The organism is Flavobacterium sp. IMCC34852, assembly GCF_030643905.1.
Classification (GTDB): domain Bacteria; phylum Bacteroidota; class Bacteroidia; order Flavobacteriales; family Flavobacteriaceae; genus Flavobacterium; species Flavobacterium rivulicola.
In genome coordinates this window covers 2,474,198-2,486,750 of the sequence record NZ_CP121446.1, presented here as the reverse complement: position 1 = coordinate 2,486,750, position 12,553 = coordinate 2,474,198, and the positions used below count along the sequence as shown (strand labels likewise).

Genomic DNA, 12,553 nt, shown 5'->3' with positions numbered 1-12,553 from the left:
TTTCAGATATTTTACAAGAAAGAAAATAATATTTTTCTACATTTTAGTATTAATTAAAAAAGACATAGACAAGAATTGTTTTAATTTTCTAAAAACCACCATTTTGGTTTATATTGTTTATTTACTAACCCAAATTTTTTGATTGCATGCGTTTCAAGATGTGTAATTAAATCAGGAATAGAATCAGTTACAAAAAGGAGCTTCATATCTTCTGGACTGATGCTTTCATTTTCAAGCATAATTTTAATATGATGACAAAGTTCTTTATGATAATCTGAATCAAAAATAATTATCGGAAAGTTTTTAATTACTTTAGTTTGTATCAATGTAAGTGCTTCAAATAATTCATCTAAAGTACCAACTCCACCTGGCATTACTACAAAGGCATACGAATATTTTATCAGAACAACTTTACGAACAAAAAAATAAGGAATATCTATCCATTTATGTAAATATGGATTTGGTTTTTGCTCTCTTGGCAATACAATATTACAACCAACAGAATAACCATCATTTTCAAATGCTCCTTTATTTGCGGCTTCCATTATTCCTGGTCCGCCACCTGTCATTATTGTAAAACCTAATTTAGAAATTTCTGCACCAATTTTTTCTGCGTTTTTATAATGTTCTGATTCTGGTGTAAATCGAGCCGAACCAAAAATAGTTACGCATGGACCAAGGAAATGTAATTTTCTAAATGCTCTTATAAAATTAATTTGAACCCTAAATGTGAATATTAGCTCTTTAAATCTCGATAGCGGACCTCGAAAGAATAAAGATTCATTCGTAACTAATTTATTACCATTCATTTTTAATACTTTTTAAAAACTTAAACTTCTAATTTGATTTTTTATAACTCCAAACCGCCATGCCGTTTACAAATACTGCAAATCCGGTAACAATTAATAGATTTGGTAATACTTCATAAAATCCAGATCCTTTTAGTAGAACCATTCTTATGAACTCTACAAAATATCGAATAGGGTTTAACAATGTTAAGCTTTGTGCCCATTTTGGCATACTTTCGATAGGTGTAAATAAACCACTCATTAATATGAAAATCACCATAAAGAACCACGCAATAAACATAGCTTGTTGTTGGGTTTCGGTATGATTAGATATGTATAGTCCGAATCCTAAAATTAATAGTAAATACATTGATGTAAATCCATAAACAAGGAAAATATTACCTAGCATAGGAACATTAAAAACAACTTTAGCTATAAGTAAGCCAACAGTCAAAATCACTAATCCAAGCACCCAAAACGGAAATAATTTTCCAATAATAAACTGATATTTTTTTATTGGTGTTACATTAATTTGCTCCAATGTACCTAACTCTTTTTCTCTAACTATATTCATTGATGACAGAAATAAAGTAAGCATGGTAACCAATAAAACCAATATACCTGGAACCATAAAGGTTTTGTAGTTCAAGGTTTTGTTGTACCAAAAAGACGGTATAACCATAATATTTTGAGGTATTTCTTTGTTTCCTGAAAAATAGTTGGACTGCATTTGAATATTTTGATTGTATGTATTTATGATTTGTGTTACATATACATTTTCAACACCTGCTGTTGCAGCATCTATAGCATTAATACTTACTGAAATAGTTGTTTTTTGGTCTTTTTGAAGGTCACGATCGAAGTGAATTGGAATATTTACAATAATGTCGGTTTTTCCTTTTTGCATTTCTTGGATAGCTTCTTTTTCAGAAAAATAGGGTTCTGTAACTTTAAAATAGGTTGAGGATTTAAACGAATTTATTAAATCTCTTGATTCCCGACTTTGGTCATTGTCAACAAAGGTTATTACAATATTTTTAACATCGAATGTGGCTGCATTTGACAAAATTAATAATTGTAAAATGGGCAAAATAAATATCAGTTGTAGCATACTTTTATCTCTAAAAATTTGCTTGAATTCTTTTTGTATGATGAATAATATTGTTTTCATTGTTTGATTTTTAGCCCTGATTGCAGTAGAAATCCTTTTCTTTTTAAAATAGAAAAGATTGGAGCGGAAAGCAGGAAATAGCTCCTAAAAATTATTCTAATCTAATTTTATATTTTTTGATACTTAATGTTATAAAAAACACGGTCATTCCAATTAATATAAGGGTTTCTTTCCATATATATTGAATTCCGACTCCCTTGAGCATAATGGCTTTTACAATAATAATGAACCATTTTGCAGGTATGATGTTACTGATTATTTGCATGGGTAAAGGCATACTATTTATAGGAAATATAAATCCTGATAGAATAATTACTGGTAGCATCAAACCCATTAATGATAACATCATTGCGGTTTGTTGAGAATTAGAAACGGTAGAAATTAATATCCCCAATGAAAGAGCAGAAATGATAAATAATATACTTTCAAAAGCTAACAAAAAGATGCTTCCATTTATAGGCATTTTGAACACAAAATAGCCTAATGTTAATATTACGATTGCATTGATAATGGAAAGAAAAATATAAGGAAATACTTTTCCAATAATTACTTGAAATGGTTTTAATGGAGAAACTAAAAGAATTTCCATAGTGCCTAATTCTTTTTCTCGTGTGATAGAAATAGAGGTCATCATAGCTGAAACAAGCATTAGAATAACGGTCATTACACCTGGAACAAAATTAAAAACACTTTTGAGTTCTGGATTATAAAACATTCTCGATTGTACTTCAACCTTTACCGGATTACTATTGGATTGTTTTTTTTGCGATTGATAATTTTGTATAATTGCTGAGGTATAATTTGCAATTGTGTTGGCAACATTAGGTTCGGTCGCATCGGTAATTGCTTGAACTACTGCTACTTTTTTGGTTTCTAGATTTTTACTAAAATTTGGTTCGAAAATAAGAACTGCCTTGATTTTTCCTTTTTTAAATTCTGATTCTATGTCGCTTTCTTTTTCAATTTGGTTTTCAACATTAAAATAGGGTGATGCTTTTATTTTATAGATAATTTTTTGTGTTTCTATATCATTTGATTGGTCTAAAATGGCAATGTCAACATTGTTAATTTCATTTGTTATGGCAAAACCAAACAATAAAATTTGGGCAATCGGCATACCAAACAGAATAAACAAAGAACGTTTATCTCTGAAAATATGGTAGAATTCTTTTTTTACAAATCCGATAAATCTTTTCATTTGTTTTTTGTTTCTAGTTTAAGTTTCAAGTGTTGTAGTGATTTATTATTCTATATTCCTTGCTAATTTTAAAAAAACATCATTCATAGAATCTACTTTGAATTGTTGTTTTAAATTTTTTGGGGTGTCTAAAGCTTCAATAGAGCCGTCAACCATAATAGAAACACGGTCACAATATTCTGCTTCATCCATGTAATGTGTGGTTACAAAAATGGTAGTACCTTTATAAGCTTGTGTATAAATCATTTCCCAAAATTGTCTTCGGGTTATTGGGTCAACGCCTCCTGTTGGCTCATCGAGAAAAACAATTTTTGGCTCGTGCAGTAATGCAACTGAAAATGACAATTTTTGTTTCCAACCCAATGGTAACGAACCTACTAAATTATTTGCTACTTCTTGAAGTTCTAATTCTTCTATTAATTGTGCGATTTTTTGTTTGATTTGTATTCTTGATAATCCATAAATTCCACCAAAAAAAGTAATGTTTTCTTTAATAGTTAAATCATCATACATTGAGAACTTTTGGCTCATATAACCAATACTTTTTTTTACCATATCGGCTTGTGAGTGAACATCAAAACCTGCAACATTGGCTTCACCTGAAGTAGGATTTGAAATTCCAATCAACATTTTCATAGCTGTTGTTTTCCCTGCTCCATTGGCTCCTAAAAAACCAAAAATTTCTCCTTTATAAACATCAAATGAAATGCCTTTTACAGCAGTAAAATGGCCAAACTCTTTTGTTAAATTTTTTACAGATATTATTTTTTCTCTTTCCATTTTTTTGTTTATAAGTCCATGAAAACATCTTCAATGGTTATTGTAGCAGGTTTAATAATTATATCCGTATGATTTTTATTTTTCAAATAGGTTTGTAAATCGTTTGGATTGAAAGTTGCATTTTTATCTATGTAATGTACAAACTCACCAAAAGCATAAACACTGTATTGATTAGGATAATTTTTTAAATCGTGAATCAATCCGTGTGTGTTTTTTGCTTGTACATCATAAATTACTTTTTCGTAGTTGTTAATGATATTTTCTGGTGTTTCTATTTTTAAAATTTTGCCTTTTTGAATTAATGCAATTCTATCGCAAAGAGAAGCTTCATCCATATAGGGTGTTGAAACTAATATTGTAATGCCTTTTTGTTGCAATCTTTTTAGCATTATCCAAAATTCTTTTCGAGAAACGGGATCAACTCCTGTAGTTGGTTCGTCAAGAAATAATACTTTTGGAGCATGAATTAACGCACAACATAATGCTAATTTTTGTTTCATTCCGCCCGAAAGAGCACCTGCTCTTCTGTCTTTGAATGGTTCAATTTGAATGTATATGTCTTTAATTAAATCATAATTTTCCTCAATTGTGGTTCCGAAAATAGTGGCAAAAAAATGTAGATTTTCTTCAACAGTTAAATCTTGATATAGCGAGAATTTTCCTGGCATATAGCCAATAGAGTTTCTGATTTCTTTGAGTTGTTTGACTACGTCAAAACCTGCTACTTCAGCACTTCCTTCATTGGCAACTAAAAGCGTAGTAAGTATTCTGAAAATAGTTGTTTTTCCTGCGCCATCAGGTCCAATTAAACCAAATAATTCTCCGTCATTTACATTAAAAGTAATGTTTTCGACTGCTTTTAATTTTTTGTAATATTTTGATATGTTGTTTACAGCAATACTCATTATTTCATCAATAAGAAATTACTTTCATCAATTGCTTTTATTGCGTGTTTTACATTTTCTTCAATCATTACATAAGTGCCTGAATTGAGATTAACGACTGTTCCTTTATCATCAGTAAAAACAGCATTTCCTGTAATGCAAACTAACAATGCAGGTATTTTTGAAACGTGCTCTTTAAGTGTTTCGCCTTTTGCTATTTGCAATGAAATTACTTTAGCGTCTTTTGGTTCAAATAATAATTGTGTTTGAACTGGTTTATTTTCGGTATGTAAGTTTTTTAAAATCATTGGAAATATTGATTAAATGTTTTAAACGAATTTTGAATTTCTGTAAACTGATTTGCTGATTTTTCTTTAGAAAACGAATCGACTAATTCTATATATGGAACTAACCATTTGTGAAGTTCGTCATGAGCTTGTCCTTTCATGGTACAATTTGATGTTAGTATATCAATATTTGTCTTTAATTTATTAGCTAATAATGAATAATTAGTGCCTTTTTCTTGGTCAAAATGGACTACATCTTTTTCCATATTACGAATGTGTAGCATCATATTATCATCTACCTTCCATTTTTCACCATTGTTTAATTGAATTGTTTCGCTTTCAGAATGTTGGTGTTCTTCAGTTTTAATTTCAGTAGTTTTTTCTTCTTTTGATTTCGTGTTACAAGAGAAAATGAGTAATACAACTGTAGCTAAAAAGGCAATTTTTATTTTTAACATTTCTTGTAATTTTTTAATTAATATTTAATCCACATTTCTGCTGGCATTCCGATTTTTAGTCTGCCATCATTTTTTACTTTTACCTTTACGGCATAAACGAGATTTACTCGTTCTTCTTTTGTTTGAATAATTTTAGGAGTAAACTCTGCCGAAGATGCAATCCATGAAATATTTCCTTGATATGATTTCATATCTTTTTCAGCATCAATTTTTACCGATACATTTTGTCCAACTTTTATTTTTGACAACTGTGTTTCGCTTACATAGATTCGCAAAGTCATTTCAGAAATATCAGCTATCTTGTATAGTGGTTTTCCAAATGCTGTTATTTCGCCTGGTTCAGCATACTTAGTTAAAACAGTTCCATTAATAGGATTAATAATTTTACTTTTTGCTATTTGATCATTGATTCTAGCAATTTGTACATCTATCGATTTTAAGTCATTTAAAATAGGTGCGTTTTGAGTTCCGACACTTTTAATTTGCTCTTCGATAACTTTTACCTTTCCTTCAATTTCATCTACTTGTCGTTTAGTTGCAGCATTTTCAGAATACATATTACGGATTCGGTTTTTCTCTAATTTAGCTGTTTTTAATTGTTCATTTAAGACGCTTTTTTGCGATATTACATTTGCGGATTTTGACGATATGGTGCTTTTAGAGGCAATTAATTGTTGTTTCGCAAAATGTAATTGTAATGTATCAACTAATCCTACTTGTAATTGAGATTTTAATTCATCTCCTTCTTCGACTTTTAAAAACTCTATTTTACCGTTAGCTTCTGAAGAAATAGTTATTTCAGTTGCTTCAAAATTCCCATAACCGTCAGCTTTGTCGTTATTTTTGTTACAAGAAATTAGCCCTATCGTTGCTAAAATTATTATGCTTATTTTTTTCATTTTTTTAAATTTTTCGGGTACTATTTTATTTTCCTTTAATTATTTCGTAATTTGATTTAGCAGCTGCTAATTGAACTTCATGCGTTTTCAAAATATTTTTTGCTTCAAATAAATTGGTTAATTCTATAAGATATTCAGACGATGTTATCACACCATTTTTTAATTGAGCATCTGAGGATTTAATAACTTTTTCACGTATTTGAATTATTTCGGTATCAGAAAGCAGCAGTTGTTCTAATTTTTTAATTTCAAAATCTTGCTCTTCTAATTGTATTTTGTTATTTAATTCAAATGTTTCTTTCTCAGATGTTACTATTTCTTTAGATATATCCAATGCTTTTTTATCTATTTTGGTTTTGCCCCAATCAAAAATATTCCAATTCGCTTTTAGGCCAACAACATAAAATGGTTGAAAAGAATTGTCTAACATGTTTAATCCAGGATTACCATAACCCGCTTGACCAAAAGCATTTATTTTTGGAAGATTTGATTTAGATAGTACACTTTTCGAGAACTCTAATTGCTGATTTTGTAAATCATAAAAAGCAATTTCAGGTCTTGTTGTATTAGTGCTATTTGGATATGATACTGGTTGTATTAAAGTTGTTTCGGTATCAATATCTGAAAAAGTTAATTCTGAAAGGTTATTTAATAATTTGATGTTTTCAAATTTAATTTCGGTTAACTGCTGGTTTATTTTAATAATTTCTGCTTCTAAAACCTGTTCTGATGATGGAAGAATTGCTCCAAATTTGACTCCTGATTTCACTTCCTTAACTTTGGAAGTTAATAACTCTTTTTTTGAAGATAGTAGTGCCTTTTTTTCTTGAAGTAACAAAACAGAAAAGAAATATTGATTAATTCGAGTTTTTATTTGATATAAGCTAACTTCAATTAGTTGCTGTTGTGTTTTGGTTTGTGCTTCTTTTAATTTAGTATTTGCATCAATTATTCCACCATTGTATACTAATTGATTTACATCTAAAGTTGCTCTATATTGATCTTTATTTAAAGATTGAACTCCTGGTAGTGAAGTAGGTAATCCTATTACTTCAGATTGATAAGTTGCTTGTGCATTTACATCGATTTTTGGTAATTTTCCTTTGCTTAATGCTTCAATTTCATAACTTGATTTTTGTTGTATTAATCCTGTTTGTTTTGATAAAGGATAATTTTTTGTAGCTAATGAGTAACAATCTTCCAAGGTTAAAGTCTGTTGTGCATTAGCATATATTGATATAGACAATACTATCAGTATGATTAACTTAGTTTTCATAATTTATATTTTTATTGAATTAATGATAAACTCAGCCACTTCCGTTTTTCTATTTTCTAGTATTTTATTATAGCTTTCTTTATCCATATTAACAAGTGCCATTAATAGCGGTTCTCCGATAAAAGGAAAAATATTTAAAGAGATAATATTGATAAATAGCTGTTCGGCTTCGATTGGTTTGATAATTCCTTGATTTATAGCATCACTTACTTGAAGTTTAAATTTTTCAATGGAAGGAAAATTTTTTTCAGAGCGAAGCTTTTGAACAAATTCTGGGTTTTTATTTAATTCTTGTATTACAAAATTTGGTAAATAGGGATGTTTGATTACAAACGAAACATAATTTTCAGTGAACTTTCGTATTTTTTCAAATAAGTCACTATCATCATTTAGCACTTTATTTAATTGTGGTGCTAAAAGCGAAAAAGCACTTTTGAAAACAGCTTCAAATAATAATTGTTTGCTTCTATAATAATAATGTAATAATGCTTTATTAATTTTTGCTTTATCTGCTATTTCTTGCATTCTTGCACCTGCCATTCCTTTTTGCTGAAAGATTTCTTTTGCAGCTATTAATATTTCAGTTTCAGTATTTTCAGTTTTAATTTTATCCATATTGTTTAATTATATAGTTTAACTATTTGGTTAACAAAATTACTAAAATAAAGTTACTAAAATGGTGTTTATGCTTTTTTTAACAAATAATAAAGTCTTAATAGCTTTAAATAGCATTGATTACTAGAAATGTTTAGCTTGTGACTGAAGATTTTTTCAATATATTATTGTCTAAAATTGAAAATTTATCTTTTAAAATCTTCATATCATCACTAACTTTTCTATCTAAAACTTTAGCATAATGTTGTGTAGTTCTTAAATTTTTATGCCCAAGCATTTTGCTCACACTTTCAATTGGAACGCCATTGGTAAGTGTCACAGTAGTAGCAAAAGTATGTCGAGCAATATGAAAAGTTAATTCTTTTTCAATTTCACAAACTCCGGCTATTTCTTTTAGATAAGCGTTCATTTTTTGGTTGGATAAAATAGGCAGTAGTTTATCTTCGTTATTACATTGCGGATGATTTTTGTACTTGTCGATTATCATTTGAGTAACTGGAAGGATTGGAATTTTGGATGCACTTTCTGTTTTCTGTCTGTGAGTGAATATCCATTTTTCGCCATCAATACCGAAGCTTATATGCGACTTTGTTAGGTTTTTGACATCAATGTATGCCAAACCTGTAAAGCAGCTAAAAAGAAAGATATCACGAACTAGTGATAGTCTTTCTGTTTTGAAATCTTTTTCAATTATTGATTGGATTTCTGCTTCAGTAAGATAAACTCTTTCAACATCTTTGACTTTTGATTTATAGTTTGCAAATGGGTTTTTATCAATCCAATCATTGGCTAAACAAAGCTTGATTATTTTATTGAAGTTTTTAAGGTATTTAACTGCTGTGTTATTAGCACAGTTTCTGACACTTCTTAACCAAAACTCGTAATCGGTTATAAAGGCATGATCAATCTTTGTGATATCTATATCGGAAATATTGTATTTCCATTGCATGAATTCAATAGTATGCTTGAGTGAAGTAGTGTAGCGTTCTAATGTTCCCGGAGCGTATTCTTTTCCAACAAGCTCTTTTATTTTGTTGTTGTGGTCTTGGAATATTGGAACTAGCATTCTTGCTCTTTCATCAACTCCTAATAGTTTGCTTTTAAATATTTCGGTTGTTATTGTTATCTTTTTATAGATTAACTCCATTTCAGCATCTCTGATTTGATTTTTAAGTAAATCAAGATGATTATTTATTGAACGAGCTTCTTCTGAAGTCCCTTTCATTTTACCTGCTTCTGTTGACCATTTTGAAATTTCTATAAATCGGTTTGTACTTAACTCGATACGCTTACCGTTGATAGTAATTCTCATGTAAATAGGAATTAAACCGTTTGCAGCTGCTTTTGCTTTCTTTGCATAAAAGAGAGTTGATACTTTTGTTTTCATTGTGGTGACCTTTTTAGTTGTTATTAAATTTAACTTCAATATGACTAATCCACAAGATGTACAGTTTTTAAACTGGTTGTTGAACTGGTTGTAAAGCCTTGTGAATACTAGTCTGAAATAAAAATCGGTTACCCAAGTTTTGGATTTTTTAGGGTAACCGATTTTATCCCTTTAGGTTCACGAATGAATGAATAATTTGATATGTGATAAAAAGAAAAAACCCTTAAAATCATACGATTTTAAGGGTTTTAATTTAATTTGTCTTTCGGCTGGCGGAGAAAGAGGGATTGATTAAAATCATTATACCCCTTGTATTTATTGACTTCGCAGTATCTATCAGAATGAGTGCACCGAATTGTGCACCTTTAAATTTAACTCAATTTAGTACCTGTATTGATATTTCAAATATACAAAAATCCGTTTGATTAGTCATCATTTTACAGTCAAAAAATGAACTAGTTATGATAGAATTAAAGAAATTGAAAAGCTATTTTAATCAATAATTAAAGTCATTACTTGTTCATATTTCAAGCTTGTGTAATTACAGAACTCTTCAATGCTCACTAACTCATTCTCGAGCTTGCTAAGGTCCCTTCTTATTTTATTGAGTAGTCTTAGACTTTGGCGGTAACTCTTGCCGGTTATGCGCTGTATATCCTTTGGGTAGATACACAATCTCTTATTTTCTGATTTCATACTTTATCTATGCTTTTGATATGGCTTTGACTAGGATTTGAATACACTGTGATAGAATCCTTTTGATGTTTAAAGTTAGTGAATATTCCTTTTGATTTTAAGTGTTCGTTTTTGATGTTTTGAGGTGAATTTTAGGTGACTTCTTTGTTTAATAATGTCATTTATTCCATTAGTTGACATTTGGAATAGTGATGCATTTATAATCATTATTTTAAGTGTAAACTTTGTTCTCGAATCAGTCGGAAAGTGTTGCAACAGGATTTGGATTGACGGAGTTTGAACATTAGTTATTAATTAAAATTTTAAAGTTATGGCCAGACAGAAAGGCATAATTAAATTGAAAGGTACTATCGGAGATATTACCTTTTATAAAACCCAAGACGGACACTTGGCGCGTGAGAAAGGTGGCATTGATGCCAGCAGAATCGCGAGCGATCCTGCGTTTCAAAGAACCCGTGAGAATGGTTCGGAGTTCGGGCGAGCCGGGAAAGCCGGAAAGCTTTTGAGAACTGCACTGCGCCCATTGTTGCTTAACTCTGCCGATGGCAGAATGGTAAGCCGATTGACGCAAGCCATGGTAAAAGTAATCCAAGCTGACACGGTTAGCGACAGAGGATTGCGAAATGTTATTGATGGAGAGGCTGAATTGTTATTCGGTTTTGAATTCAATATCAGAGGTAAACTGGGAACGAGTTTGTATGCACCTTATGTTGGTGCTATTGACCGCGCCTTAGGTGAAATCAAAGTTGATTTAGCATCATTTGTTCCTTCAAATATGCTTGCAGCTCCTAGCGGAACCACTCACTTTAAAATCATCTCTGCCGGTGCCGAAGTGGATTTTGAAGCTGAAACGTATGTGGTTGCGACCTCTGAAACAGCAATTTTGCCATGGGATGCTACTGCAACTGCTGCTATTAGTCAAACTAATGCAGTAACAGCTGCCAGTACAAAGCCATTGTTTTTGGCTTTGGGAGTTGAATTCTTTCAGGAAATCAATGGGCAAATGTACCCTTTGAAAAATGGTGCATTCAATCCGTTGGCTATTGTGAAAGTTGACAGCGGTGTGTAATGGTTCTTGAATTGACCAGAACTTATTTCCCCGAAGGAACTAATGGAATACTCAAATGTGAGGGCAAAGTAGTTTGTAAAACAATTGAATTGCCTTGGAAAAACAATGTGAGGAGAGTTTCCTGTATTCCGGAGGGGAAATATTTTATTAAAAAGCGGTACAGCACTAAATTTGGTTGGCATATGGAAATTATTGGAGTTGAAAACAGAACTTTGATTTTGCTTCACCCTGCCAATAATGCCTTAAAAGAATTGAATGGCTGTATTGCTCCTGTAACGAAACTTTCAGGTCCAGGATTAGGATTATTGTCCCGTAAAGCATTTAATCGCTTAAAAGACATAATTTACAAGTCACTAGACCAAAATGAAAGTGTCGAATTGATTGTTAAATCTTAATTCCATTTATATGAATGTAATTAAAAGAGCAAAGTCGCCGACTCCGAAATTTTTTAAAGTGCTTCGAAATATTGGTTTAGCATTGGCAGCTGTTGGTGGAACCATTTTGACTGCTCCGATAACTTTACCTGCAGCAGTAATTACTGTTGGTGGTTATGTGGCAGTAGCCGGAGGAGTTCTCTCGGCAGTAAGTCAGCTCACAACAAAAGAGGAACATCCTCAAAAAGTGGAGCATGACAACTAATAATTCTACTTTTATAGGTACGGCCGGAGGAACATTTTTAAGTATAGTGCCAAATATTCACTCTGCAGATGTTCTTAAAACGATTGTTTTAGCCGGATTAGGCGCCGTTGTCAGTTTTACAGTGTCTTTAGTCCTAAAGAGAATTTTAAAGAAGCACAAAGAATAGTTTAACCTTAGTTGTGGTGACCTTTGGGTTAAACAAGATGAAAGCCTAGTCTAAAGAGACCAGGCTTTTTTTATTGGCATTCCTCACATAAGTTCAGAATTACTTCCTCGATTACGACTGCAGAAGTATTAGTAACTAGTCCGTGATATCTTGCGCAGTCAGTTGCTTTTGTTCGACAGTCAAAAACGCCAAAGAAAACGCGAGAGGTTTTCGATTTCCAAATGTCCGTTTGGTATAAAA

General features: G+C 31.0%; 15 protein-coding genes. 4 read left to right on the top strand and 11 right to left on the bottom strand.

All coding sequences use genetic code 11. The features are described from left to right. Window positions 1-80: 80 nt before the first annotated feature. From P7V56_RS10740 to P7V56_RS10690, 11 genes are all read right to left on the bottom strand, one after another. Entirely contained in the window at window positions 81-809 is a 729-nt protein-coding gene (locus tag P7V56_RS10740; protein ID WP_171221819.1) for an LOG family protein, read from the bottom strand. 28 nt (window positions 810-837) lie between these two features. Further along, complete coding sequence (locus P7V56_RS10735; protein WP_171221818.1) at window positions 838-1,959, bottom strand: ABC transporter permease; 1,122 nt, start codon at window positions 1,957-1,959, stop codon at window positions 838-840. A gap of 91 nt (window positions 1,960-2,050) precedes the next feature. Continuing rightward, entirely contained in the window at window positions 2,051-3,157 is a 1,107-nt protein-coding gene (locus tag P7V56_RS10730; RefSeq protein WP_171221817.1) for an ABC transporter permease, read from the bottom strand. 45 nt (window positions 3,158-3,202) lie between these two features. Then, window positions 3,203-3,937 carry an ABC transporter ATP-binding protein gene (locus tag P7V56_RS10725; RefSeq protein WP_112112173.1) on the bottom strand — a complete coding sequence of 245 codons (735 nt, stop codon included), beginning with the start codon at window positions 3,935-3,937 and terminating at the stop codon, window positions 3,203-3,205. Between the two features lie 8 nt (window positions 3,938-3,945). Continuing rightward, window positions 3,946-4,842 (bottom strand): ABC transporter ATP-binding protein, encoded by an 897-nt coding sequence (locus tag P7V56_RS10720; RefSeq protein ID WP_171221816.1) that lies wholly within the window; start codon window positions 4,840-4,842, stop codon window positions 3,946-3,948. Further along, window positions 4,842-5,129 (bottom strand): cupin domain-containing protein, encoded by a 288-nt coding sequence (locus P7V56_RS10715; RefSeq protein WP_112112175.1) that lies wholly within the window; start codon window positions 5,127-5,129, stop codon window positions 4,842-4,844. The genes P7V56_RS10720 and P7V56_RS10715 overlap by 1 nt, the downstream gene beginning before the upstream one ends. Beyond that, window positions 5,126-5,566 carry a hypothetical protein gene (locus P7V56_RS10710; protein WP_171221815.1) on the bottom strand — a complete coding sequence of 147 codons (441 nt, stop codon included), beginning with the start codon at window positions 5,564-5,566 and terminating at the stop codon, window positions 5,126-5,128. The genes P7V56_RS10715 and P7V56_RS10710 overlap by 4 nt, the downstream gene beginning before the upstream one ends. A gap of 17 nt (window positions 5,567-5,583) precedes the next feature. After that, on the bottom strand, window positions 5,584-6,465 hold the full coding sequence (locus P7V56_RS10705; protein ID WP_171221814.1) for an HlyD family secretion protein: 882 nt from the start codon (window positions 6,463-6,465) through the stop codon (window positions 5,584-5,586). Between the two features lie 25 nt (window positions 6,466-6,490). Further along, window positions 6,491-7,741, bottom strand: a complete 1,251-nt coding sequence (locus P7V56_RS10700) for a TolC family protein (protein WP_171221813.1) — start codon at window positions 7,739-7,741, stop codon at window positions 6,491-6,493. Window positions 7,742-7,744: 3 nt separating this feature from the next. Beyond that, the gene (locus P7V56_RS10695) at window positions 7,745-8,356 is read right to left on the bottom strand and encodes a TetR/AcrR family transcriptional regulator (RefSeq protein ID WP_171221812.1); all 612 of its coding nucleotides are present in this window, start codon (window positions 8,354-8,356) and stop codon (window positions 7,745-7,747) included. A 133-nt stretch (window positions 8,357-8,489) separates the two neighbouring features. Further along, on the bottom strand, window positions 8,490-9,743 hold the full coding sequence (locus P7V56_RS10690) for a site-specific integrase (protein ID WP_171221811.1): 1,254 nt from the start codon (window positions 9,741-9,743) through the stop codon (window positions 8,490-8,492). A gap of 1,006 nt (window positions 9,744-10,749) precedes the next feature. Between P7V56_RS10690 and P7V56_RS10680 the strand changes: the two genes are divergently transcribed. From P7V56_RS10680 to P7V56_RS10665, 4 genes are read left to right on the top strand one after another with little or no spacing between them, the layout of a single operon-like run. Continuing rightward, entirely contained in the window at window positions 10,750-11,508 is a 759-nt protein-coding gene (locus tag P7V56_RS10680; RefSeq protein WP_171221810.1) for a hypothetical protein, read from the top strand. Continuing rightward, on the top strand, window positions 11,508-11,903 hold the full coding sequence (locus P7V56_RS10675; protein ID WP_171221809.1) for a DUF5675 family protein: 396 nt from the start codon (window positions 11,508-11,510) through the stop codon (window positions 11,901-11,903). The genes P7V56_RS10680 and P7V56_RS10675 overlap by 1 nt, the downstream gene beginning before the upstream one ends. Before the next feature lie 10 nt (window positions 11,904-11,913). Next, the gene (locus tag P7V56_RS10670) at window positions 11,914-12,147 is read left to right on the top strand and encodes a hypothetical protein (protein ID WP_171221808.1); all 234 of its coding nucleotides are present in this window, start codon (window positions 11,914-11,916) and stop codon (window positions 12,145-12,147) included. Beyond that, window positions 12,137-12,313 (top strand): hypothetical protein, encoded by a 177-nt coding sequence (locus P7V56_RS10665; protein ID WP_171221807.1) that lies wholly within the window; start codon window positions 12,137-12,139, stop codon window positions 12,311-12,313. The genes P7V56_RS10670 and P7V56_RS10665 overlap by 11 nt, the downstream gene beginning before the upstream one ends. Window positions 12,314-12,553 lie beyond the last annotated feature (240 nt).